Raw genomic sequence first — 22168 nt, 5'->3', positions numbered from 1 at the left:
CCCGAACCTCCTGCCGCCGCATCGCCCAGCCAAGACGAGGACCATGCCGTGGGCCGGCTGGTCGACACGGACCCGCCTCATCGCGGTGGTGCTCCTCATCGATCTCCTGGCCGCGATCATTTCCTGCGCGGTGGTGGTCCTGAACGCGCGCACTGCCGTCCGGGTCGAGACCCGCGCGTCCCTTACGACGGTCGAGTCCCTGGTGGCGGATACGATCCGGCTGTCCGACACGACGTCGCCGGAAACCCTGCTGCGGGCTCTCGACATCCGCTTCCGCGCGCTGCGGCATGTCCGCGTGGCGGTGCTCGATACGCAGGGCCAGCGCGTCGGCCAGGCCGGGCAGACGCGGCGGGCCGAGAGGGAGGCGCCGGCATGGTTCGCGCGGATGATCCTGCCGCCCATCGAACGGCACAGCCTGCCGATCGCGGTCGGCGACAGGGTGCTCGGCACCGCGCAGATCACGACGCAGCCGATGGACGAGATCGAGGAGATCTGGGGCTATGCCCGCGCCCTGTCGCTCACGACCTTCTCCATCAATATCGCGATGCTGGTGGCGCTCTATCTGGCGCTGGGGCGCATCCTCGCGCCGCTCCGCCGCCTCGGCGAGGCGCTGACGCAGCTCGAACATCACGATTACACCGCGCGCCTCGCGCCGCCGGGGACGCCGGAACTGGCTGTGATCGCGGAGCGGTTCAACAAGGTGGCCGGGGCGCTGGCGCAGACCCGCTCGGCCAATGCCAGCCTGAACCAGAAGCTCCTGACGGCGCAGGACGACGAGCGCCGCCGCACGGCGCTGGAACTGCACGACGATTTCGGCCCCTGCCTCTTCGCGCTCGAAGCCAACGCGGCGTCCATCGCCCGCATCGCGGCGGCCGCGAAGGAGGTGGACCGCGTGAAGCTCGCGGCCCGCGCGGCCGAGATCGGTACCATCGTCGGTCAGGTGCAGGGCGTGAACCGCGCGCTGCTGAACCGCCTGCGCCCGCACGGCCTTGGGCAGGCGCCGCTGCCGACCTGCCTGGACCTGCTCCTGCGCGGCTTCGGCGAGCGGCATCGGGGCATCACCTTCGAGGGCCGCTTCGATGGCCTCGCCCAGGGCTACGGCGACCTCGTGGATCTCACCATCTTCCGGTGCGTGCAGGAGAGCGCGACGAACGCCGTGCGGCATGGCGGTGCGACCCACGTCGAGGCCACGGCCGAGCAGCGCGCCGACACGATCTACGTGGAAATCCGCGACGACGGGACCGGCATCCCCACCGAACACCGGATCGGGCTCGGCTTGTCGGGGATGCGTGAACGTGTCGAGGCCCTCCAGGGGACTTTCACCCTTGACAATATTGGCCCGGGGGCGATCGTCCGTATCGCCATTCCGGTGCCGCCCGAGCGGAGCCGCGAGCCCGGCGACGAACTCATCACTGCACAGAGCGTATGAACGCCATCGCCACCCAGATCGAGCCCGTCACCACGCGGCTGCCGGTGCTCGTGATCGACGATCACCCCATCGTCCTGCAGGGTTGCCGCCGTGTCCTCGAGGATGCTGGCGTGGAGACCATCGCGGAGGCGACGACGGTGGTGGGCGGCTACCGCATCTTCCACCGCCTGCGGCCGCCGGTCGTCATCTGCGATCTGACCTTCCAGGGCAGCGGGCTGGCCGGCCTCGGCCTGATCCGGCGCATCCGCGCCGTCGCGCCGAGCACGCGCATCCTCGTCTTCAGCATGCACAACGATCCGGTGATCGTCGCCCGCGCCCTCGAAGCCGGGGCGCTGGGCTACGTGCTGAAGGATCACGCCTCGGCCGAACTCTACGATGCTTTCGAGCAGGTGCGGCAGGGCGAAGTCTATCTCGACCGCCGCCTCGCCACCGAGGTGGCGATGCTGCGCGCCGATGCCCGCCGCACCCCGGAACTGCAACTCACGCCGCGCGAGCAGCAGATTCTCGCGCGGCTGGCGCAGGGGCGTTCCTACGGCGCCATCGCCGCCGACCTGTCGGTGAGCTACAAGACCGTCACCAATTCCTGCTCGCAGATGCGCCAGAAGCTCGGGGTGCGCACGCTCGCCGAACTCATCCACGTCGCCGTCACCCACGCCCAGCGGCAGGGCTGACGCCGGGAAGGCGATGCAAACGGGACACGGCCCGGCGCAACCTGTTTGCGGCTGCTTGATTTTGCCGGGGCGGGGCCGAATGTTGCAATGCACGTTTGGCCCGGAGCGGACATGTCCCTGATCGCACGCCTGCGTGCCTACGCGGTGGAAGCCTTGGGGATCGGCGGCTCCGACGCGCGCGACGCCGCCGACGACACCCACCTCGCCGCGACCGCGCTTCTCGTCCATGTCGCCCGCGTCGACGGTATCCTCGCCCCCTCGGAGAGCGAGCGCCTCGCTCGCCTCGTCGAGGGGCGCTACGCGGATGGTCCCGCGTCCGCCCGGGCTCTCATCGAGCGCGCGACCGCCGTCGACACCGAAGTCCGCGACGTGGCGAGCCTCGTGGAGATGATCCCGCACGAGGCCAACGGAGCCGAGCGCGAGGCGCTGCTCGCCATGGCGTGGTCCGTCGCCGGGGCGGACGGCAAGGTCGATGAGTTCGAAGAGGCGCTGGTGGAGCGTCTCGGCCGGTTGCTCGGCTTCGATGAGGCCGGCATCGCCGCCGCGCGCCGGAGCGGGCTGTCGGGCGCGCCCGCCGCATGATCGCCAGCCTCGCGCTGATCCTCCTCGCGCAACTCTGCGGCGAGGCTTTTGCCCGCGGTTTCGGCCTGCCCGTCCCCGGTCCGGTGATCGGCATGGGGCTGATGTTCGCCTTCCTGATCCTGCGCGATTCCGCCCGCAGCCCCCTGCCGCGCCTGCTGCCCGCGCCGCTGGTGGACGGCACGCTGGAGACCATCGCGAAGGGCCTTCTCGCCAACCTGTCGCTCCTGTTCGTGCCGGCAGGGGTCGGCGTCGTCGGGCGGCTCGATCTTCTGAGGACGCAGGGCGCGAAACTCGCTGTCATCCTGCTCGTGTCGACGGCGGTGTCGCTGCTCACCACCGTCTTCGTCTTCCGTGGCGTTTCGGCCCTTGTCGACCGGCGCGGACGCAAGGGCGAGGGCTGAGCCATGGCGGGGGGTGACTTCTCCCTCTGGGTCTATCTCGCTCGCACGCCGCTCCTGTGGCTGACCGTGACGCTCACCGCCTACGTCGCCGCCGACAGGATCGCCGCCGCGACCGGCCGTCATCCGCTGGCGAACCCCGTGCTCGTCGCGGTGGTGTTCGTCGCCGCCGTCCTGGCCTTCACCGACACGCCCTATCCGACCTATTTCGAGGGCGCGCAGTTCGTGCACTTCCTGCTGGGCCCCGCGACGGTGGTCCTCGCCTTCCCCCTCTACGAGCGCCGGGCCACGGTGATGCGCGCCCTGGTGCCGATGCTCGCCGCACTGGCGGCGGGCTCGGTGGCGACGCTCCTCTGCGTGATCGTGCTGGCGCGGCTGTTCTCGATCCCGCACCCGATCCTCGTGTCGCTGGCGCCGAAATCCGTGACCTCGGGCGTCGCGATGGGCATCGCCGCGACGCTCGGCGGCGACCCGACCCTGACGGCGATCCTCGTCATCCTCACCGGCATCATCGGCGCGATCCTCGTCACGCCGATGATGGAGGCGCTGAAGATTTCCGACATGCGGGCGCGCGGCTTCGCGGCGGGGCTCGCGGCGCACGGCATCGGCACGGCGCGGGCGTTCCAGGTGAGCGAGGTCGCCGGGACCTTCGCCGGGATCGCGATGGGGCTGAACGCCTTCGTCACCGCGATCCTCGCGCCGCTGGCCCTGCACCTCCTGAGCTAAGCCCTCAGGCGTCGAGCCTGTCGGCCACGTCCTCCGCCAGCGACAGGCTCGATGTCAGGCCCGGGCTCTCGATGCCGAACAGGTGGACGAGGCCGGGAAGCCCGTGTTCGGCCGGACCCTCGATGCGGAAATCGGCCGCCGGCTCGCCCGGTCCGGTGAGCTTCGGGCGCAGGCCCGCATAATCCGGGAACAGCGCGCCGTCCGGCAAGGCGGGCCAGTACCGGCGGATCGCCTCATAGAACGAGGCCGCGCGGTCGGGATCGACGCGGTAATCCGGCTCATCGACCCATTCCACGTCCGGCCCGAAGCGCACGCGTCCGTTCAAGTCGAGGGTGAGGTGGATGCCGAGCCCGCCATCGATGCGGGGTGCCGGATAGATCAGCCGGGTGAAGGCTGGCTTGCCGGTGCAGCCGAAGTAATTGCCGCGCGCGAGGTGCAGGCGCGGCACTGACGCCGCCGGATACCCCTCGGTCCGGTGCGCGACGGCGGGCGCGCCGAAACCCGCCGCGTTGATGACCGCGTCGAAGGGCATCGTGCCGGGCTCGGCCCCGCCGAAGCTCGCCTGCCACTGCCCGTCCGCATGCGCCAGCCGCTGGACCTCGGTCCGCAGGGCGAGCGCCCCGCCGCGATCCTCGATCTCGCCCTGAAGCGCCAGCATCAGGGCGTGGCTGTCGATGATGCCCGTGTTCGGGGAGTAGAGGGCGAGGGTGCAGGTGAGGTTCGGTTCGAGGCGCCTGGCTTGGTCGGCATCCAGCAACTCGAGCCCGGCAACGCCGTTCGCTTCGCCCCGCGCGCGGATCCCTGCGATGGCGTCGGCCTCTGCCGCGTCGCCCGCAACGATGAGCTTGCCGCAGCGCCGATGCGGTACGCCGGTCCTCTCGCAGAAGTGGTATAAACGGTGCGCTCCTTTGACGCAGTGCCGCGCGCGGATTGAATCCGTTGGGTAGTACATCCCGGCGTGGATCACCTCGGAACTTCGGGAGGAGACGCCCGTGCCGATGGCCGTTTCCGCCTCCGCTACGATGACGGCGTGGCCCCGCAATGCCATCGCTCGGCCTGCGGCCAAGCCGACGATGCCGGCTCCGATGACAAGGACGTCCATCAGGCGTTGCTCCGCAAATCGATCATCTTGGGACTTGTAGACAGCAGCAGCGACAGTCTCAAACTTCCGTAACCGTCCCCAAATGGGCGGTGGAGGCATGAAAAGGGCTGCTGGCGGACGCAAAAAGACCTTGAGAACAAGTCGTCCCGGCGTTGACGAATGAATGCAATCATAAGTAGTATAGTATCCTAGTGTACACCAGCTTCGGCGGGTCGGCTGCGCGTGCAGCCGAGGGCTCGTCAAGGGGGGGAGCTGGCGCACGATCGCATGCGCAGGGCACCGACGCGAATGAGGCCGCATACAAGGCCTCGCGCGCGAGGGTTTGGAAACCAGGGACCTCACGATGACCGAGAAGCCGACCGTGGAACTCGCGACCCGGATCTTGACCGCTTACGTCAGTCGCAACCGTGTGCCGGCGAACAATCTGCCCGAGCTTCTGACCGAGATCCATCAGGCCATCAATCACCTCACCAAGCCGAAGCAGCCCACGCTTCAGCGTCCGACTCCGGCGCAGATTTCCGCCTCGATCCGTCCGGATGCGATCACCAGCTTCGAGGATGGAAAGCCCTACAAGGCCCTGCGCCGCCACCTGACCCTGCGCGGCCTTACGCCGGAGACCTACCGCGCGAAGTGGGGTCTTCCGGTCGATTACCCGATGGTCTGCGCCACCTACAGCGCCCGCCGTTCCGAGATCTCGCGGGAGATCAGCGTCGGCCAGCAGCAGCGGGCCAAGCTGTCCCTCGTCGAAACGCCTAAGGCGAAGGTCGCTGCGGCTCCGGCTTCGTGACCTGCTGGATCAGCAACGCGACGAGACCCGACCAACCGGTCTGATGCGATGCGCCGACGCCTCGCCCGGTATCGCCATGATAATACTCGTAGAACAGGATGTGGTCCCTGAAATGGGGATCCTCCTGTTCGATACGGCTGTCGCCGTACACCGCCCGCCGCCCGCCGGGGCCTCGCGCGGAAAGGGCGATCAGCCGGCGGGACAACGCATGCGCGATCTCGCGCAGGTTCTGCGTCTGCCCAGAGCCGGTCGGCGCTTCGACCAGAAAGTCGGGGCCGAAATAATCGTGGAAGCGGTGCAGGCTCTCGATTAGCAGGTAGTTCACCGGCATCCAGACGGGTCCGCGCCAATTCGAGTTGCCGCCGAACAGCCGTGAGCGCGATTCGGCGGGTTCATAGGCGAGGCCGAGATCGCGCCCATCCCAGGGGAAGCAGAACGGCGCCTGCGCATAGGCCCGCGAGACCGCCCGCACGCCATGATCCGAGAGAAACTCGGCCGGATCGAGCATCCGCCGCAGCAAGGCCTTCAGCCGGTGGCCGCGTAGCAGTGAGAGCAGGGCGGAGCGCCCGACGCCGGGCTCGTTCCAATGGGACACCAGCCGCCACAGGTCCGGCCGGTTTTGCACGAAGAAGATCATCCGCTCCTTCAAGCGCGGCAGACGGTCGACATCGGCCTCGCGCAGCACCGCTACGGCGAGGATCGGAATGAGCCCGACCATCGTTCTGACGCGTATCGGCTCCCGCGCCCCCGGCGCCTCGATCACGTCGTAGAAGAAGCCGTCCGCCTCGTCCCAGACACCGTCTCCCGTCGCCGCCGCGATGAGGAGGAAGTGCTCGAAGAACTTCCCCGCCATGTCCTCGTAGGTCGCATCCTTCAGCGCGAGCTCGATCGCGATGCGCATCAGGTTCAGCGCGTACATCGCCATCCAGGCGGTGGCGTCGGATTGGGTGAGTGTCGCCCCGCCGCCGATGGGCTTCGACCGGTCGAAGATGCCGATGTTGTCGAGGCCGAGAAAGCCGCCCTGAAACAGGTTGCGGTCGTCCGCGTCCTTGCGGTTCACCCACCAAGTGAAGTTGAGGGTCAGGCGGTTGAAGACACGCTTGAGGAAATCGTAGTCGGGCGTGCCCGTGAGGTCCCGGTCGATCTCGAACACGCGCCACGCCGCCATGGCGTGTAGCGGCGGATTCGCATCCTCGAAGCCCCATTCGTAGGCGGGCATGGCCGCGTTCGGGTGGCTGTAGGCGTCGCCGACGAGGAGCAAGATCTGGTTCTTGGCGAAGTCTGGGTCGATCATCGCGAAGACGATGGACTGGAGGGCCAAATCCCAGGAGGCGAACCAGGGATATTCCCAGGCATCCGGCATGGAGATGATGTCGTTGGCGCGCAGGTGCATCCAATCGTGGTTGCGCCCATGCCAGCGCTCGGCCGGGGGCGTGGGCTGGCCGGGATCACCCATCAGCCATTCGCGCACGTCGTAATGGTAGAGCTGTTTCGACCACAGCATCCCCGCCAAGGCCTGCCGCTGCACGAGGCGCCAATCGGGATCGGGGATTGCCGCTTGCAGCGCGTCGTAGAAGGCGTCCGCCTCCCGCTCGCGCATCGCGAAGACGGTGTCGAAATCCGCGAACGGGTCCGCCGATTCAGAGGCTGGGCGCAGGCGAAGCCGGATCTCCCGCGTTTCACCCGGCGCGAGGCGCATGTCGAACCGGGCGGCGCATTTCGTGCCGCCTTGATCGGAGGTGGCGCCGGCTTCGCCATGCACGATGTGCCGGTCGAACCCGTCCTTGAACAGCCCCTCCGCCGGACCGACGCCGAAGATGCGGGCGAGGTTGGTCTCGTTCTCGGTGAAGAGCCACGCATCCGGGCCGTCCGCCTGAAGGCGCAGGAGCGCAAGCTCCGCGTGTGTGGCGAGAATCCCGCCCCCCGCGTCGTGCCGCAGCGACGGCTTTTCCATTCCCGGCTGCCACGACCATAGGTTGCGCGCCCAGAATTGCGGCAGAAGGGTGAGGTCTGCCGGGTCCGGCCCCCGATTGGTGGCGCGCACCCGCATCAGGAGATCGTCCGAAGCGCCCTTCGCGTAGGCGATCTCGATATCGAAGTAGCGGCCTTCATCGAACAGCCCGGTATCGAGCAGTTCGAATTCCGGCGCATCGAGCCCCCTCGCGCTATTTTCCGCCAGCAGGCGCGCATAGGGGAACTCCGCCTGCGGATATTTGTAGAGCATTCGCATGAAGGAATGCGTGGGTGTGCCATCGAGATAGTAATAAAGCTCTTTGACATCCTCGCCGTGATTGCCTTCGCCATTGGTCAGGCCAAACAGGCGTTCCTTGAGGATCGGATCGCGCCCGTTCCACATCGCCAGGGACAGGCACCAGCGCAGATGTCTCTCGCCGAACCCGCCGATACCGTCCTCGCCCCAGCGATAGGCTCGTGAACGGGCATGGTCGTGCGGGAAGTACGTCCAGGCATCGCCGCCGGCACTGTAATCCTCGCGGACGGTGCCCCATTGCCGGTCGCTGAGATAGGGACCCCACGCCCGCCAAGCGGGGTCGGTACGCGCGGCGACGAGGCGAAGTCCTTCTTCCGTCTCGAAAATCTGCGGCACGCGAACCATCCTTTCCGGCGGCGAGGGTTCCATCGGCCGGTGGCGGCGGTCAAGGGAAAGCCACACCCCTCGCTAGAATGACATGTTTCAAGCAACCTAAGCTTGGCCATTCCCACTACATGTGGGATAGTTGCGCGTCGCCTGTGGAACGGCGTTTTCAAGAGAGGACGCCGGTGCCGGGCCTCGATCCCGTGACCCTGCTGATCGCAAGTTGCGCGACGACTTTCTTGGTCTGCGTGCAATTTTTCGTTTCATGGCGCCAGCACCCCCAATCCTCTTGCCTGGCCTATTGGGGCTTCGCTCATCTGGTCGGCTCAATAGCCTCAGTCGGGCTGGCGATGCGCGGCCATATTCCCGATTGGCTCTCGATCGGTGTCGCCAACGCGGCGATGATCACCGCCTACGGGTTGATCTGGCGGGGCGTCGGGCTGTTCGAGGGGCGAAGGCGCAATCCGAGCTGGGCCCTGGCCGGCGGTGTCGCCTGGGGCCTCCTGTGCCTGATCCCCGAATTCTATGGCTCCATCGCCCTGCGGGTGGCCTTCGCCTCCACGGTTGCCGCGATCTTCTGCTTCGGCGGGGCCTGGGATTTCTGGCGTGGGCGATCCGAGCCCCTGGCGTCGCGGTATTTCGCGGTGGGCCTGATGGTGGTCTACGGCGTCTGCTACGCGATCCGGGTGCCGGCGGCCTTCCTCGCGCCGCTGCCGCGTCCCGAAGCGGCCATCGCGTCCTATTGGGTGGCGGTGCTGTGCCTGGCCGCGATGCTGTTCTCGATCGCGTCCGCGTTCACCTTCATCGGGCTCGTGAAGGAGCGGGCCGAGCGGACGCAGAGCGTCGCCGCCCGCACCGACTCGCTCACCGGCATCGCCAACCGTCGTGCCTTCGTCGAGATCGCCGAGAGCTTCCTGGCCAGCCGTCCCGACACGGCGCTGCTGCTGTTCGACCTCGATCGCTTCAAGGCGATCAACGATCGGTTCGGGCATGAGGTCGGTGACGCGGTGATCGTCGGCTTCTGCGCGGTGGCGACCGAGACACTGCCGCAGCGCGCTGTGTTGGGCCGGCTCGGCGGCGAGGAGTTCGGCTGCATTCTCGTTGCCGCGACGCCGGCCTCGGCCGTCCTCGTGGCGGAACGGATCCGGCGGACCTTCGCCGCCGTCACCATGCCGGACATGCCGGATCTGCTCCTCAGCGTCAGCGCGGGGGTGGCGTTGGCGACGCCCGATTGCGACTTCGACAGGCTGTTGCGTCGAGCCGACGAGGCGCTCTACGTGGCGAAGAAGGGCGGACGGGACCGGGTCGAGATGGCCGAGTACGTCCTGCGCGTGGCGTAAGGCGCCCCGCGCCGCCCAGCCGCAGGGATGCCGATGGATTCGACCGAACGCCTGGACAGGCTCGAGATGCGCCTCACCGAGCAGGAGGCCACCGTCGAGGACCTGAACCGTATCGTCACCGAGCAATGGAAGCAGATCGACCGGCTTACCCGCGTCGTCGCCGCCCTGCGGGAGCAGGTCGAGGAGGCGACGGCCCGGGCCGCGCAGCGCGGGCCGGAACCACCGCCTCCCCATTATTGAGGCGTGATCAGAAGTTCGCCTGCGTGACGAACTTCGTGACGAGGTAGGCGTCCAGCGCTTCCGGCCCGCCCTCGCTGCCGTAGCCCGAATCCTTCACGCCGCCGAAGGGCACCTCCGGCAGGGCGAGGCCGTGGTGGTTGATGGAGATCATCCCGCTCTCCACGCGGTTCATCACCCGCGCCGCCCGCTCCACCGAGCGGGTATAGGCATAGGCCGCGAGGCCGTAGGGTAGGCGGTTCGCCTCGGCGAAGGCCTCATCGTCGTCCGAGAAGCGGTTGACGATGGCGATGGGGCCGAAGGGCTCCTCGTTCATCATCCTGGCCGTGAGCGGCACCTCGGTGAGCACGGTCGGCTCGAAGAAATTGCCCCGGTTGCCGATGCGCTTGCCGCCCGTCCGCAGGGTGGCGCCCGCCGATTCGGCATCGGCCGAAAGCGATTCGATGGCATCCAACCGGCGGCTGTGGATCAGCGGTCCCATCTTGGTCTCGGGATCGAGCCCGTCGCCCACCTTCAGCCCCTTGGCGAAATCGCTGAAGCCCTCGACGAACCGGTCGAACACCGAATCGTGGACGAGGAAGCGTGTCGGCGACACGCAGACTTGGCCCGCGTTGCGGAACTTCGACGGAGCCAGGACCGAGACCGCCTTTTCGACGTCGGCATCGCCGAACACGATGGCCGGGGCGTGCCCGCCGAGCTCCATCGTCGCGCGCTTCATGTGCTCGCCGGCGAGCGCCGCGAGCTTCTTGCCCACCACCGTCGAGCCGGTGAACGAGATTTTCCGGATGACCGGATGCGGGATGAGATAGGCCGAGATCTCCCCCGGATCGCCATAGACGAGGGAGAGGGCATCGCCGGGAATGCCGGCATCGAGGAAGGCGCGGACCAGTTCGGCGCAGCTCGCCGGGGTATCCTCCGGCCCTTTCAGGATCACGGTGCAGCCGGTGCAGAGCGCCGCCGAGATCTTGCGGACCGCTTGGTTGATCGGGAAATTCCAGGGCGTGAAGCAGGCGACGGGGCCGACGGGCTCCTTCACCACCGCCTGAAGCACGCCGTCGGCGCGGGCCGGGATCACGCGGCCATAGGCGCGCTTACCCTCTTCGGCGAACCAATCGATGATGTCGGCGGCGGCCAAGGTCTCGACCTTCGCCTCGGCCAGGGGCTTGCCCTGCTCCATCGTCATCACGCGGGCGATGCTCTCCACGCGCTCGCGCAGCAGGTCGGCCGCCTTGCGCATGCGCTTGCACCGCTCGAACGGGGCGACAGAACGCCATTGCGAAAAGGCGCGGGCGGCGGCGTCGAGGGCCTCGTCCAGGTCGGCCGTCGTGGCGACCGCGCATTGCCCGATGGTCTCTCCCGTCGCGGGGTTGAGAACGGGCAGGGTCCGCCTGTCCGCGCCAGAACGCCAGCGCCCGGCGATGTGCAGGTCCGTGTTCGGATACATGTTTCGCTCCCCGGACGGGCGCCAACGGGCATCCCGTCACCATGCGTGATTTCGGCACGGGGGAGGGCGGTCTGCAATCCCAAAAACCGGATCGCAGCCCCGCCTCGGGCGTGACCCTCAGGCCGCCCGCTTGGCGGCGACCGGCTTGGCCGGGGGCGAGACCACGACCGGGCTGCCCCGGCGCGCCTGGAGCGTGGCACCCTTCGGCACCACCTGCCAGCCGTCGCGACACCCGTCGATGGGTTCGGACACGACCACGAGGCCGCCGGGGCCTTCGCGGAAATAGAGGCTCGGCGGCCGGTTGTCGGACGCCCAGCGATAGGCGGTCAGCGTCTCGCCGTCCGTCACCACGGCGGTGAAGCGCAGCGCTTCCGTGACGCCGGCCGCCTGCATGAGCCCGCGGATCGTCTCGACGGTGCGCGCCATGGCGCCGACCGGATCGTCGGCGAGGCCGTTCGCGAGGGCGAGAAGGAAGATCGCCTCGGAATCGGTGCTGCCCCGGCGGCTGTCGTACAGCTCGTCCGGGATCAGCGCCTCAAGCCGGCGCTTGATGCGGCAATACCCGCCGATCTGCCCGTTGTGCATGAACAGGTGGCGGCCATGGGCGAAGGGGTGGCAGTTCGCCCGCGCGGTGGCCGTGCCGGTGGCGGCGCGGACATGGGCGAAGAAGGTGCGCGCCCGAACCTGCCCGCAAAGATTGACGAGGTTCTCGTCCGACCATGCCGGCGAGATGTCCCGGTACACGCCCGGTTCCGCGCGTTCGCCGTACCAGCCGATGCCGAAACCGTCCCCGTTGGTCTCGGTCTTCCCTTCGTCGGCGTGCAGGGACTGATGCACGAGCGAGTGCGTCGGCGCGCAGACGAGGTCGGAGAGAAAGACCGGCTCACCACTGTAGGCGAGGAAGCGGCACATGATCGGGTGTGGTTCCTCAATCGCGATTCGGCGGGGGGATCCGCCCTGACATGGCACCGGCGGGAGCGCCGGGCTGCGTCATATAAGTGTAACCGTCGCGCCGTGCCGGTGAACAGTTTCTTAACCGCCGCCGCCTTGCGCATATTTGAGGCGTCACGCCTGCGTGCGCGGCTTCCTGACCGCAGGGCAGGCATGAGCCACGCTTCTGCGACTCTTGTAGGCGGCTTCATGCCGGGCCAGCATGGCCGAATCGGGGAATCACTTGCGCGTATCGGCGCGTTGAACCCGCAAGAGGCATTGCCCCCACCCACAGACAGGAGCCTTCGATGGACTGCGCACGCACGGAGAGTCACGCAACGGTCGCCCTCGTCGTAGAGGACGACGCGGCGATCCGCGACCTCGCGACGGCGGTCCTTGAGGAAACCGATCTCGGCGTCATCGCCTGCGAGAATGCGGAAGACGCGCTGTCCGTGCTGGAGCGGGACGACGTGACCGTGGCGCTGCTCTTCGCCGATATCCGCCTGCCGGGCGCGATGGACGGCGTGACCCTCGCCAAGGCGGTCGAACGCCGCTGGCCCGAGGTGCGGGTGATCGTCACGTCCGGTGCGCAGCAGGATGTGAGCCTGCCGCGCGGCGCCGTGTTCATGCAGAAGCCGTGGCGTGCCCTCGACGTGCTCGTCCAGGCCGAGCGCGCCACGCTGGAAACGAAGAAGGCGGCCTGACGCCGTCTCTCCCGCTCCGAACGGAAAAAGCCCGAACCGCCGAGCGGTCCGGGCTTTTTCGATGAACGATCGGTCCCTCGCCGTGGCGGCGGGGATGCCGAATTAGGCCGCAGTGGCGGGAGCGGCGTTGGCGGCCGAGAACTGGTTGTTCTGCTGCGGCGTGGCCGAGGGCAGACCGGGACGGCGACCGGCGCCGGCGACACGAGGCTTCGGCTTCGGAGCGGCGATCAGCCCCTCGCGGATCGCGGTCTTGCGGGCCTGCTTGCGGGCGCGGCGGACGGCCTCGGCCTTCTCGCGGGCGCGGCGCACGGACGGCTTCTCGTAAGCCTTGCGCTGCTTCATCTCACGGAAGATGCCCTCACGCTGCATCTTCTTCTTGAGGACGCGGAGCGCCTGATCGACGTTGTTATCGCGGACGAGTACCTGCAACGGAAATGATCCTTCGGCCTTAATCGTGGAACGCGCGGCCAGTCGCCGATACGTAAACCGACAAAGTCCCTCTGCCGGATCGAACCCGGGAGGGACGCACGGATCGGTCTACGAATCGGCACGTGAGACGCGCCTTGGCGGGGCTTCTACACCAAGCGCTGCCGAGTTCCAAGATAGACGCGCCGCGTTCGCGCCTGACATGCGAGGGGAATTTGGCCTTCGCTCGCCGGGGAATGCTATGGTCCGGCCATGACCCACGACCAATCGCAGCAATTCGCCAGCGACAACTATTCCGGCATCTGCCCCGAGGCATGGTCCGCGATGGAGGCCGCGAATTCCGGCCACGCCCCGGCCTATGGCGAGGATGCCTGGACGGCCCGCGCGGCGGATGCCTTCCGGGCCCTGTTCGAGACGCCCTGCGAGGTGTTCTTCGCCTTCAACGGCACGGCCGCCAACGCGCTGGCTCTCGCCGCCCTGTGCCAATCCTACCACAGCGTGATCTGCGCGGACTCGGCCCATGTCGAGACCGATGAGTGCGGTGCGCCGGAATTCTTCTCCAACGGCTCGAAGCTGCTCACCGTCCGCACCGAGGGCGGCAAGCTGACGCCACAGGCGATCCGCTCGCTCGCGACCAATCGCAGCGACATCCATTTCCCCCGGCCGCGCGTGGTGACGATCACCCAGCCGACCGAGACGGGCCAAGTCTACTCGTTGCGCGAGATCGGTGCCCTGTCGGAGGAGTGCCGCCGTCTCGGTCTCGCCCTTCACATGGACGGGTCGCGCTTCGCCAATGCCTGCGCCAGCCTCGGGTGCAGCCCCGCCGACATGACGTGGCGGGCGGGAGTCGACGTGCTGTGCTTCGGCGGCACCAAGAACGGCATGCATGCCGGCGAGGCGGTGGTGTTCTTCGACGCCAAGCTCGCGGAGGATTTCGGCTATCGCTGCAAGCAGGCGGGCCAGCTCGCCTCGAAGATGCGCTTCCTCGCGGCCCCCTGGGTTGGAATGCTGGAGAGCGGCGCGTGGCTGCGCAACGGCGCCCACGGCAACGCCTGCGCGACGCGCTTCGCGGCGGCCGTGGCCGGGCTGCCGGGGGTGCGGGCTCTGTTCCCGGTCGAGGCGAACGCGGTGTTCCTCAGCCTGCCGCCGGCCATGGCGGAGGGGCTTCGGGCACGGGGCTGGCGCTTCTACACCTTCATCGGCGACGGTGCCCGCTTCATGTTCGGCTGGGATGCGCAGGATCAGCGGGTCGATGCGCTGATCGCCGACCTGCGCTCGCTGGCTGCGGCGGCGGCCTGACGGCGCGGGTTGAGGAGGAACCCCCTCAGATCAGCGCAAGATTCGCCGGGTCGTTGCCGGGGAAGATCCGCCGCAGGGCGTTCTGGTCGAGGCCGTAGAGGCGCCCGAGAAGGCCCGAGAGCAGCGAGCGGTAATCGGTCAGCACCGGCCAGTCGCGGTTCTGGAACAGGTGGGCCTCATCGGCGCGGACCTGGGGGCCGGCGATCCGCCCACCGTGGACCCCGCCGCCGAGCACCCAGTAGGCCGAGCCGTGGCCGTGGTCGGTGCCGCGCGAACCGTTCTCGCGGAAGGTGCGGCCGAACTCCGAGACCACGACGACCACGGTATCGGACCAGCCCGGCCCGATCTCCTCCACGAAGCCGGCGATGCCCCGGCCGAGTTCGCCCAGGCGCTCGGCGAGATAGCCCTTGGCGCCGCCCTGGTTCACGTGCGTGTCCCAGCCGCCGACATCCACGAAGCCGAGATTGAACGTGTCGCGCATCAGGCGGCCGATCCGCCGGGCGGAGAGCTCGAAGCCGCGCGGCGAGGTGGCGCCCCTGTCCGCTTGGTCGGCATGGTTCGAGATCGATTGGTAGACCTCGTCGCGCACGCGAAACCCCTCCGAGACGGCGCCGGCCAGCGGCGTGTCGCGGTACATCGACGCGATGAGCTTGGCCTGCCGATCATCGATGGCCGGCTTGCCGATTCCATTGATCGCGATGTTCGGCACCGGCTCGGCGCCGCCCCGGAAGATCAAAGGTAGCTGCTCGGTGAAGGCGATCGGGCGGACGCGGGTCAACTCCGCCGCGAGCCGGGCCATGAAACCGGAATTGTAATCGCGCGAGGCGCCGACCGTCTGGCCAAGTTCGATCGTGTCCTGCGTCTCGAAATGGCTGCGGGTCAGGTCGTCCGTGCCCGCAAACGGCACGAAGGCCGCTTGCCCCTTGGCGTAGAGCGGTAGGATCGTGTCGCGCAGCGCCGGGTGCAGACCCCAATCGCCGTCGAGGGCGAGCGCGTCCTGGCGCGGGACGGCGAGGTTCGGACGGACGCGGTAATAGAAGTCGCTGCTCGTCGGGATCACGACGTTGGCCGCGTCGTAGGCGCCGCGCAGGAACACGACGAGAAGCCGGGCGTCCGCCTTGGGCGCGGCCCAGACGCGGCCGGCGACGGTGGAAAGGCCGAGGCCTGCGCCGAGGCCGAGGAGATCGCGACGGTTCATCGGGCGAATTCCGGTGAGGCGAGGTAGAGCGTGTTCCAGTCCTGCGGCGAGATCGCCTGCGCCAGGGCCGCGCGGGTCGCCGCGCCGAGGCTGGCTTCGAGGGTGGTGAAGTAGAGGCCGTTGGCGAGCAGGGGGAAGGCCGGCTTGTCGGGCTCGTCGCCGGAGGCCAGCTTGAACAGGCCCGCCGGGCCGGTTCCGATCTGCCGCGCCACCTCGAACCGGGCGGACATCTGCCCGGGCCCCATCCAGGCAGACGGATCGATCGGGTATCCGTCCGGGGTGGTGCGGGCGAACAATCCCTCGCCGAGCCGGTTCAGCCACCCGATGACCGGGCCGGTGTTGAGGATCACGCGGCCGTCATAGGCCATGCGCAGGGCCGAGAGGACATAGCGCATCGGGTCCTTGAACCCACCGTCCCGCGTGGCGGCGAAGGCCGGGCTGTGGACCAGTGCGTCCATCACGGCGGCGGTGTCGCCGTCCGCGCGGGCGAAAACCTCCGCGAGCTTCGCTGCGAGGGCGTCGTCCGGTGCGTGGCCGAGATAGTAGGTCGCGAGCGCGCGGGTCACGTTGCGCGCCGTCGCGGGGGAGCGGGCGATGAGGTCGAGCGCCTCCTCGACCTCGCCGAAGCCACGGCCCCTGATCGTGTGGCCGAGGAAGAGCTTGTCGCCGTAATCGTGGCGGTTCGGGTTGAAGACGAACAGCCCGTCGCGCAGCAGGTCGGCCCGGCGTTCCGGCTTCAGCCTGATTTCGTCGCGGTTGGGGGCGATGCCGACGCCGGTGAGGATCCGCGCGAGGGCTTCGACATCGGCCTGCGTGTAGCCGGAGCCGACGCCCATCGTGTGCAGTTCCATGATCTCGCGGGCGTAGTTCTCGTTGATGTGGCCCGCCGCATTGTCGGTGTTGTCGAGGTAGCGCAGCATCGCCGGGTGCCGGAGCGTCGCCTCCAACAGATCGCGGAAGCGGCCGAGCGCGTGGGGGCGGATGGCGGTGTCGACGTAATCGCCGACCCAGATGCGCACCTGCCCCTTGGCCTGATGCACGTTGAACCGGTTGAACCAGAACCACGTCAGCCGCTCGCGCAGCTGGTCGGGCGCATAGAGCGCCCGCAGGATCGCGGCGGAGGTCGCGTGCCGGGCGTCGGCGTTGAGGAGCGCCTGATACGCCTGGTGCGCGTTCTTCCGGGCCTCGGGGTCCGGCTCGGAATCGGCCGCGCGCTTGAGGGCTTCCAGATAGAGCGTGTGCTCATAAAGCCCGTCCTTCGGGCCGTCGTTCAGGAACCCTTGCACCTCGGCGGGAAGGCGCGGGGCGGAAGCCGGGTGAAGCTGTTCCTTCAGCCAGCCTTCGCGGCCCTTGGCGCGCAGTTCCGCGAAGGAGGCGGGCGAGACCCCCCAGGTCAGCGCGTTGAGAAAGGCGGCATCCTCGGAGGCCGAGGGCGCTGCCATCAGCGGCGAGGCGGCGAGCACCAGGGCCGTGCCGGCCAGAACCGTCTTCCAGGCGGATCGCATCATCGGCTCGGGTCCTTTCCGCACCCGTCACTGGCAGGGCTCGCGAAGGTGGCGCGGGAGAATGTCCGCGATGTGTCGCGAAGATTGCGTTGCGTTGCAGGGCCGGCGACCGCCCTTGGCCGCTTGGGGCGGGCAGGGTACACCCGGCGTAAACCGCACCCGCGCGACGAAGACCTTCCCATGTTGATGCAGACACGAACCGAGGCGCCTCCGGCCGATCCGGTGGCCCGGCGGCGGACCTTCGCCATTATCTCCCACCCGGACGCGGGCAAGACGACGCTCACCGAGAAGCTGCTGCTGTTCGGGGGCGCGATCCAGCTCGCCGGCGAGGTGAAGGCCAAGCGCAACCGCGTCTCCACCCGCTCGGACTGGATGGGAATTGAGAAAGAGCGCGGCATCTCCGTCGTCACCTCGGTGATGACGTTCGAATACGGCGATTGCGTCTTCAACCTCCTCGACACGCCGGGCCACGAGGACTTTTCGGAAGACACTTACCGGACCCTCACCGCCGTCGACTCGGCCGTGATGGTGATCGACGCCGCGAAGGGCATTGAGGCGCGGACGCGCAAGCTGTTCGAGGTCTGTCGCCTGCGCGACATCCCGATCGTCACCTTCGTCAACAAGCTAGACCGCGAATCGCGCGACCCGTTCGACCTGCTGGACGAGATCGAGAAGACGCTCGCCCTCGACGCCGCCCCGGTGACGTGGCCCATCGGCTCGGGCCGCAACTTCTCCGGCACGTACGAACTCGGCATGAACCGGGTCCGCCGCCTCGACGCCGCCGACGACGCGGGCACCGTGCCGGTCTCGGGGCCGGAGGATAAGCTGTTCGACGAGCTGCTCACCGAGAACGGCGCCGCCGACGCATGGCGCGAGGAGGTCGAACTCGCCCAGGGCGGCCTGAAGGGGTTCGATCTCGACGCGTTCCGCGAGGGTCACCTGACGCCGGTCTTCTTCGGCTCGGCGCTGCGCAATTTCGGCGTGCGCGACCTGATCGACGGCCTCGCGAAGGTGGCGCCGGCCCCGCGCGGGCAGGACGCCGACAAGCGCCGGGTCGAGCCGACCGAGGCGCGGATGACCGGCTTCGTGTTCAAGATCCAGGCGAACATGGACCCGAACCACCGGGACCGCATCGCCTTCATGCGGGTCTGCTCGGGCAGGCTGAACCGGGGGATGAAGGCGAAGCTGGTGCGCACCGGCAAGCCGATCTCGCTCTCGGCGCCGCAATTCTTCTTCGCGCAGGACCGCGCCATCGCCGACGAAGCCTTCGCCGGCGACGTGGTGGGTATCCCGAACCACGGCACCCTGCGCATCGGCGACACGCTCACCGAGGGCGAGGAGATCGTGTTCCGGGGGGTGCCGAGCTTCGCGCCGGAAATCCTGCGCCGGATCAAGCTCACCGACGCCATGAAGGCCAAGAAGCTGAAGGAGGCGCTTCAGCAGATGGGCGAGGAGGGCGTGGTGCAGGTCTTCGTGCCCTCCGACGGCAGCCAAGCCATCGTCGGCGTGGTCGGCGCGCTGCAGCTCGACGTGCTCAAGGAGCGGTTGCAGGCGGAATACGGCCTGCCCATCGATTACGAGACCTCGCGCTTCACCGTCTGCCGCTGGGTGTCGTCGGATTCCGAGGCGCAGCTCGACAAGTTCATCGACAGCCACGGATCCGCGATGGCGAGCGACCTCGACGGCGCGCCGGTCTTCATGGCGTCCACCGCCTTCTCGCTGCGCTACGAGGAAGAGCGCTACCCGGACGTCCGCTTCACCGACGTGAAGGATTACCAGAAGCGGGCGGAGTGAGAGGCCGCGCCGCCTCGTGCGATTTCATTTTGATTGGGATCGCTCGCTCAACCGTCTTTGCGAGCGACAGCGAAGCAATCCAGGGCTGCGGGACTTGACCGGACGTAGCGGATCCCTGGATTGCTTCGCTCCGCTCGCAAAGACGGGAGACACGGTGTGAGCCGAGTTTCCCCGAAAATGCTGTAGAGCGGCATCCGATCATGTTGGTTCAGCCAGCCTTCTCCAGATCGCCCCCTCATCCTGAGGTGCGGCGAAGCCGCCTCGAAGGAGGGCTCCAGTGATCGCGCGTCAGGCTGGAGCCCTCCTTCGAGGCCCGCTGACGCAGGCACCTCAGGATGAGGGGAGTGGGTGGGGCCGCCTCACCATGATCGGTCGCTGCGCTAGTACTTCCCGAGCATCGGAAATTCCTGAGACAGCGTCGATTGCGCCGCGATCGGCGCCTCGCGCTTGCGCGGCTTCCGGTTGATGACGTTCTTCAGCTTCGTCTTCAGGACGGCGATGTCGAACGGCTTGAGAATGAACGCGTCCGCCCCCGCCTGGTGGGCGAGGTTGATGTCCTCGAACTCGAAGGACGATTCGGTGAGCACGAAGGGTGTGTTCATCAGGTTGTCGTCGCCGCGGATCTCCCGCAGCAGCGCCAGCCCGTCCATCGGCTCCATGTCGAGGTCGGAGATCACGAGGGCGTAGCGGCGCTCGCGCAGCTTCTCCAGCGCCTCGGCGCCGCTCGTCACGCCGTCCACTTCGGGGAAGCCGATGCGCGTCAGCAGCATCACCACGAGGCGCAGCAGCTTCTCCTGGTCGTCCACGACGAGGATCGGCGGGTGTTCGATGGGCTCGCTCATGGAACCTCAGACGAAGAGATGATCGATGCCCTGGCGGGACATCGCGTCGGCCTGGAGCGCCATCGCCAGGCTCAGGATTGCAGTCGGCTTCGGGGTTCCACGCTGGAACATCGGCAGCAGGTTCGCCTTCGCGAAGAGGGTGTCGTTCGCCGCTCCACGCTGAGCGCACTTGAACGAATTGACGAATTCGCGCTTCGTGATCTCGCGCCACTCGCAGATTTGAACGTCCCGATGCCGCTGGTCGGCATTGATGCGCTCGAAGGTCTCCTGAATGGAGGTGCGCTCGCCCTCCACCACCTGCGCGGCGAAGTTGCCCTCGATGATCAGGAAGCTGGTGATCACCGCGAACTCGTTCTTCTTCTGCGCCACTCGGGTGATGTCGTCGATCTGAGCCGAGCGCTTGGCCGGATCGGACGACAGCGTAAGGCGCGAGAAATAGATGATGTGGACGAGGCTCGTCCGCTTGGCCCGCATGTCCCGCTGTCCGCATCCCAGGCCGGCCGCGTCTCGACCCACCGCCGGCACCTCGTGGGATGATCCCTCACCTGCCATAACGCGCCGTAAACGCGCGACGATAAAGAGATCATCTCCCCCGCGTCTTTGATCGGCCACCGAGCAAATTTTGCCGTGCGACCCCCGATTGCCCGGCCACAGATGCCGAGCCGGCGCGGAAGCTTGAAAGAAAATCGCATAATATCAATAGGTTAGATTTGGCACGGGGGTTGCTGATCCTCCGGTGTTGCGTTGGCCGCCGTGCCGGGAACCCTGTGCCATGGATATCTTTTCCGCGTTGCAGACTTCGGTCTCGGGTCTACAGGCGCAGTCCTACGCGATCAGTAACATCTCCGGGAACATCGCGAACTCGCAGACCACCGGCTACAAGCGCGTCGACACCAGCTTCATCGACCTGATGGCCGAGCAGACGTCGAAGCGCGAGGTCGCCGGCACCGTGCTGGCGCAGGCGCAGCTCACGAACACCATCCAGGGCAACGTGGTGTCTTCTCAGGTGGCTACGAACATGGCCATCAACGGCCAGGGCTTCTTTACCGTGCTGCAGAAGACCGGCGACGCCAACGGGCAGGCGACCTTCGGCAGCCAGACCGTCTTCACCCGCCGGGGCGATTTCTCGCCTGACAAGGACGGGTATCTCGTCAACGGCGCGGGCGATTACCTCACCGGGCAGAACATCGATCCGGCGACGGGCCAGGCGACGAGCACCGGCCTCATCAAGATCGCCAACTCGACCCTGCCGGCGAAGGCGACGACGACGATCTCCTATGCCGCCAACCTGCCGGCGACGCCGACCACGACGAACTCCGTTACCTCGGGCTCGGACCTCTATACGCCGGCCGACCCGAACTCGATCATGCTGACCAGTGCCGCCACGACGCCCACGCAAATCGCGAGCGGCGACGCCTCGAACTTCATCAACAACAGCATCGCCGGTCCTGCGGTGACGGGCTACACCTCCTCCGGGGCGCCGGTCACGGTCACGACCCGGTGGGCCAAGGTCCAGGATTCGAACACCACGACCAGCCCAGCCACGCCCTCGGTGTGGAACCTGTTCTACCAGTCGGACACGACGACCTCGGCCTCAAAGAGCGCGTGGACGAATGCCGGCTCGGCCTTCACCTTCGATACGGCCGGGCAGCTCACCAGCCCGACGGGCGGGAGCATCAGCATCCCGAACCTGACGGTGAGCGGCACCAACCTCGGCAACGTCGCCCTGAATTACGGCCAGACCGGCCTGACGCAATATGCCGACGCCTCCGGTTCGGCCACGACCAATACCCTGACCCAGGACGGCTACACGTCCGGCACGCTGTCCAGCGTCGCGGTCACTGCGGATGGCAAGATCAACGGGACCTTCTCCAACGGTTCGGTGGTCGGGCTCGCCTCCGTGGGCTTTGCGCGGTTCGCCAACCCGGACGGCCTCAAGCCCGATTCCAACGGTCACTACTTCCAGACCGTGGATTCCGGATCGCCGCTTGCCGGCTTGGCCGGGAGCACGATCGTCGGTGAGAGCACCGAGCAGTCGAATACAGACATTGCATCGGAATTCTCAAAGATGATCGTAACCCAGCAGGCGTACTCTGCGAACACGCGGGTCATGTCGACCGCGCAATCGATGATGAGCGACCTCCTGAATGTGATCCGCTGA

21 protein-coding genes are annotated in these 22168 nt (G+C 67.7%); 12 read left to right on the top strand and 9 right to left on the bottom strand.

The features are described from left to right. Window positions 1–43: 43 nt before the first annotated feature. From ACS5Q7_RS04535 to ACS5Q7_RS04515, 5 genes are all read left to right on the top strand, one after another. A complete protein-coding gene (locus tag ACS5Q7_RS04535; protein WP_478338233.1) occupies window positions 44–1429 on the top strand; it encodes an ATP-binding protein in 1386 nt (461 codons plus the stop codon). After that, window positions 1426–2100 carry a response regulator transcription factor gene (locus ACS5Q7_RS04530; RefSeq protein WP_478338232.1) on the top strand — a complete coding sequence of 225 codons (675 nt, stop codon included), beginning with the start codon at window positions 1426–1428 and terminating at the stop codon, window positions 2098–2100. The genes ACS5Q7_RS04535 and ACS5Q7_RS04530 overlap by 4 nt, the downstream gene beginning before the upstream one ends. Window positions 2101–2211: 111 nt before the next feature. Next, entirely contained in the window at window positions 2212–2682 is a 471-nt protein-coding gene (locus tag ACS5Q7_RS04525; RefSeq protein WP_478338231.1) for a tellurite resistance TerB family protein, read from the top strand. After that, the gene (locus ACS5Q7_RS04520; protein ID WP_478338230.1) at window positions 2679–3083 is read left to right on the top strand and encodes a CidA/LrgA family protein; all 405 of its coding nucleotides are present in this window, start codon (window positions 2679–2681) and stop codon (window positions 3081–3083) included. Before ACS5Q7_RS04525 ends, ACS5Q7_RS04520 begins: the two co-directional genes overlap by 4 nt. Before the next feature lie 3 nt (window positions 3084–3086). Further along, the gene (locus ACS5Q7_RS04515) at window positions 3087–3806 is read left to right on the top strand and encodes an LrgB family protein (RefSeq protein WP_478338229.1); all 720 of its coding nucleotides are present in this window, start codon (window positions 3087–3089) and stop codon (window positions 3804–3806) included. Window positions 3807–3810: 4 nt separating this feature from the next. Here ACS5Q7_RS04515 and ACS5Q7_RS04510 read toward each other — a convergent pair whose 3' ends face one another. Beyond that, window positions 3811–4908, bottom strand: a complete 1098-nt coding sequence (locus ACS5Q7_RS04510; RefSeq protein WP_478338228.1) for an NAD(P)/FAD-dependent oxidoreductase — start codon at window positions 4906–4908, stop codon at window positions 3811–3813. A 343-nt stretch (window positions 4909–5251) separates the two neighbouring features. Between ACS5Q7_RS04510 and ACS5Q7_RS04505 the strand changes: the two genes are divergently transcribed. Next, a complete protein-coding gene (locus tag ACS5Q7_RS04505) occupies window positions 5252–5695 on the top strand; it encodes a Ros/MucR family transcriptional regulator (RefSeq protein ID WP_478338227.1) in 444 nt (147 codons plus the stop codon). Here ACS5Q7_RS04505 and ACS5Q7_RS04500 read toward each other — a convergent pair. Next, complete coding sequence (locus tag ACS5Q7_RS04500) at window positions 5661–8309, bottom strand: MGH1-like glycoside hydrolase domain-containing protein (RefSeq protein ID WP_478338226.1); 2649 nt, start codon at window positions 8307–8309, stop codon at window positions 5661–5663. The genes ACS5Q7_RS04505 and ACS5Q7_RS04500 overlap by 35 nt on opposite strands. Window positions 8310–8638: 329 nt before the next feature. On the opposite strand from ACS5Q7_RS04500, the gene ACS5Q7_RS04495 reads away from it, so the two are divergent. Beyond that, window positions 8639–9628, top strand: a complete 990-nt coding sequence (locus ACS5Q7_RS04495) for a GGDEF domain-containing protein (RefSeq protein WP_478338225.1) — start codon at window positions 8639–8641, stop codon at window positions 9626–9628. A 33-nt stretch (window positions 9629–9661) separates the two neighbouring features. After that, window positions 9662–9868 (top strand): SlyX family protein, encoded by a 207-nt coding sequence (locus ACS5Q7_RS04490; protein ID WP_478338224.1) that lies wholly within the window; start codon window positions 9662–9664, stop codon window positions 9866–9868. A 7-nt stretch (window positions 9869–9875) separates the two neighbouring features. Here ACS5Q7_RS04490 and ACS5Q7_RS04485 read toward each other — a convergent pair whose 3' ends face one another. Together ACS5Q7_RS04485 and ACS5Q7_RS04480 are read right to left on the bottom strand one after the other, a co-directional pair. After that, window positions 9876–11309 (bottom strand): NAD-dependent succinate-semialdehyde dehydrogenase, encoded by a 1434-nt coding sequence (locus ACS5Q7_RS04485; protein ID WP_478338223.1) that lies wholly within the window; start codon window positions 11307–11309, stop codon window positions 9876–9878. A 117-nt stretch (window positions 11310–11426) separates the two neighbouring features. After that, window positions 11427–12221 carry a class II glutamine amidotransferase gene (locus tag ACS5Q7_RS04480; RefSeq protein WP_478338222.1) on the bottom strand — a complete coding sequence of 265 codons (795 nt, stop codon included), beginning with the start codon at window positions 12219–12221 and terminating at the stop codon, window positions 11427–11429. A gap of 326 nt (window positions 12222–12547) precedes the next feature. Here ACS5Q7_RS04480 and ACS5Q7_RS04475 point away from each other — a divergent pair, with 326 nt between their 5' ends. Continuing rightward, window positions 12548–12943: a response regulator gene (locus ACS5Q7_RS04475; RefSeq protein ID WP_478338221.1), complete on the top strand. Its 396-nt coding sequence runs from the start codon at window positions 12548–12550 to the stop codon at window positions 12941–12943. A 102-nt stretch (window positions 12944–13045) separates the two neighbouring features. On the opposite strand, the gene rpsU is transcribed toward ACS5Q7_RS04475, so the two are convergent. Continuing rightward, window positions 13046–13372, bottom strand: a complete 327-nt coding sequence (gene rpsU / locus ACS5Q7_RS04470) for a 30S ribosomal protein S21 (RefSeq protein ID WP_478338220.1) — start codon at window positions 13370–13372, stop codon at window positions 13046–13048. Between the two features lie 249 nt (window positions 13373–13621). On the opposite strand from rpsU, the gene ACS5Q7_RS04465 reads away from it, so the two are divergent. Continuing rightward, on the top strand, window positions 13622–14668 hold the full coding sequence (locus tag ACS5Q7_RS04465) for a threonine aldolase family protein (protein WP_478338219.1): 1047 nt from the start codon (window positions 13622–13624) through the stop codon (window positions 14666–14668). A 25-nt stretch (window positions 14669–14693) separates the two neighbouring features. Here the strand turns inward: ACS5Q7_RS04465 and ACS5Q7_RS04460 are convergent, their stop codons facing one another. Both ACS5Q7_RS04460 and ACS5Q7_RS04455 read right to left on the bottom strand, forming a co-directional pair. Then, complete coding sequence (locus ACS5Q7_RS04460; RefSeq protein ID WP_478338218.1) at window positions 14694–15866, bottom strand: DUF1501 domain-containing protein; 1173 nt, start codon at window positions 15864–15866, stop codon at window positions 14694–14696. Then, complete coding sequence (locus ACS5Q7_RS04455; protein WP_478338217.1) at window positions 15863–17374, bottom strand: DUF1800 domain-containing protein; 1512 nt, start codon at window positions 17372–17374, stop codon at window positions 15863–15865. Before ACS5Q7_RS04455 ends, ACS5Q7_RS04460 begins: the two co-directional genes overlap by 4 nt. 177 nt (window positions 17375–17551) lie before the next feature. Between ACS5Q7_RS04455 and ACS5Q7_RS04450 the strand changes: the two genes are divergently transcribed. Continuing rightward, window positions 17552–19165 carry a peptide chain release factor 3 gene (locus tag ACS5Q7_RS04450; protein ID WP_478338216.1) on the top strand — a complete coding sequence of 538 codons (1614 nt, stop codon included), beginning with the start codon at window positions 17552–17554 and terminating at the stop codon, window positions 19163–19165. A gap of 380 nt (window positions 19166–19545) precedes the next feature. Here ACS5Q7_RS04450 and ACS5Q7_RS04445 read toward each other — a convergent pair whose 3' ends face one another. Together ACS5Q7_RS04445 and ACS5Q7_RS04440 are read right to left on the bottom strand one after the other, a co-directional pair. After that, entirely contained in the window at window positions 19546–20007 is a 462-nt protein-coding gene (locus ACS5Q7_RS04445) for a response regulator (RefSeq protein WP_478338215.1), read from the bottom strand. Window positions 20008–20013: 6 nt separating this feature from the next. Further along, a complete protein-coding gene (locus ACS5Q7_RS04440) occupies window positions 20014–20481 on the bottom strand; it encodes a BLUF domain-containing protein (RefSeq protein ID WP_478338553.1) in 468 nt (155 codons plus the stop codon). A gap of 298 nt (window positions 20482–20779) precedes the next feature. On the opposite strand from ACS5Q7_RS04440, the gene ACS5Q7_RS04435 reads away from it, so the two are divergent. After that, entirely contained in the window at window positions 20780–22168 is a 1389-nt protein-coding gene (locus ACS5Q7_RS04435; RefSeq protein ID WP_478338214.1) for a flagellar hook protein FlgE, read from the top strand.

This window comes from Methylobacterium sp. Gmos3 (genome assembly GCF_056430985.1).
Note: the sequence above shows the minus strand (reverse complement) of the source record. Positions and strands in the feature narration are given on the sequence as shown.

Coding starts and splice junctions, on each gene's coding strand:
- ACS5Q7_RS04510 (WP_478338228.1), bottom strand. CDS start 4,908: ATGGACGTCCTTGTCATCGGAGCCGGCATCGTCGGCTTGGCCGCAGGC.
- ACS5Q7_RS04530 (WP_478338232.1), top strand. CDS start 1,426: ATGAACGCCATCGCCACCCAGATCGAGCCCGTCACCACGCGGCTGCCG.
- ACS5Q7_RS04435 (WP_478338214.1), top strand. CDS start 20,780: ATGGATATCTTTTCCGCGTTGCAGACTTCGGTCTCGGGTCTACAGGCG.
- ACS5Q7_RS04490 (WP_478338224.1), top strand. CDS start 9,662: ATGGATTCGACCGAACGCCTGGACAGGCTCGAGATGCGCCTCACCGAG.
- ACS5Q7_RS04440 (WP_478338553.1), bottom strand. CDS start 20,481: ATGCGGGCCAAGCGGACGAGCCTCGTCCACATCATCTATTTCTCGCGC.
- ACS5Q7_RS04520 (WP_478338230.1), top strand. CDS start 2,679: ATGATCGCCAGCCTCGCGCTGATCCTCCTCGCGCAACTCTGCGGCGAG.
- ACS5Q7_RS04460 (WP_478338218.1), bottom strand. CDS start 15,866: ATGAACCGTCGCGATCTCCTCGGCCTCGGCGCAGGCCTCGGCCTTTCC.
- ACS5Q7_RS04515 (WP_478338229.1), top strand. CDS start 3,087: ATGGCGGGGGGTGACTTCTCCCTCTGGGTCTATCTCGCTCGCACGCCG.
- ACS5Q7_RS04500 (WP_478338226.1), bottom strand. CDS start 8,309: ATGGTTCGCGTGCCGCAGATTTTCGAGACGGAAGAAGGACTTCGCCTC.
- ACS5Q7_RS04505 (WP_478338227.1), top strand. CDS start 5,252: ATGACCGAGAAGCCGACCGTGGAACTCGCGACCCGGATCTTGACCGCT.
- ACS5Q7_RS04535 (WP_478338233.1), top strand. CDS start 44: ATGCCGTGGGCCGGCTGGTCGACACGGACCCGCCTCATCGCGGTGGTG.
- ACS5Q7_RS04495 (WP_478338225.1), top strand. CDS start 8,639: ATGCGCGGCCATATTCCCGATTGGCTCTCGATCGGTGTCGCCAACGCG.
- ACS5Q7_RS04475 (WP_478338221.1), top strand. CDS start 12,548: ATGGACTGCGCACGCACGGAGAGTCACGCAACGGTCGCCCTCGTCGTA.
- ACS5Q7_RS04480 (WP_478338222.1), bottom strand. CDS start 12,221: ATGTGCCGCTTCCTCGCCTACAGTGGTGAGCCGGTCTTTCTCTCCGAC.
- ACS5Q7_RS04455 (WP_478338217.1), bottom strand. CDS start 17,374: ATGATGCGATCCGCCTGGAAGACGGTTCTGGCCGGCACGGCCCTGGTG.
- ACS5Q7_RS04450 (WP_478338216.1), top strand. CDS start 17,552: ATGTTGATGCAGACACGAACCGAGGCGCCTCCGGCCGATCCGGTGGCC.
- ACS5Q7_RS04485 (WP_478338223.1), bottom strand. CDS start 11,309: ATGTATCCGAACACGGACCTGCACATCGCCGGGCGCTGGCGTTCTGGC.
- ACS5Q7_RS04445 (WP_478338215.1), bottom strand. CDS start 20,007: ATGAGCGAGCCCATCGAACACCCGCCGATCCTCGTCGTGGACGACCAG.
- ACS5Q7_RS04525 (WP_478338231.1), top strand. CDS start 2,212: ATGTCCCTGATCGCACGCCTGCGTGCCTACGCGGTGGAAGCCTTGGGG.
- ACS5Q7_RS04465 (WP_478338219.1), top strand. CDS start 13,622: ATGACCCACGACCAATCGCAGCAATTCGCCAGCGACAACTATTCCGGC.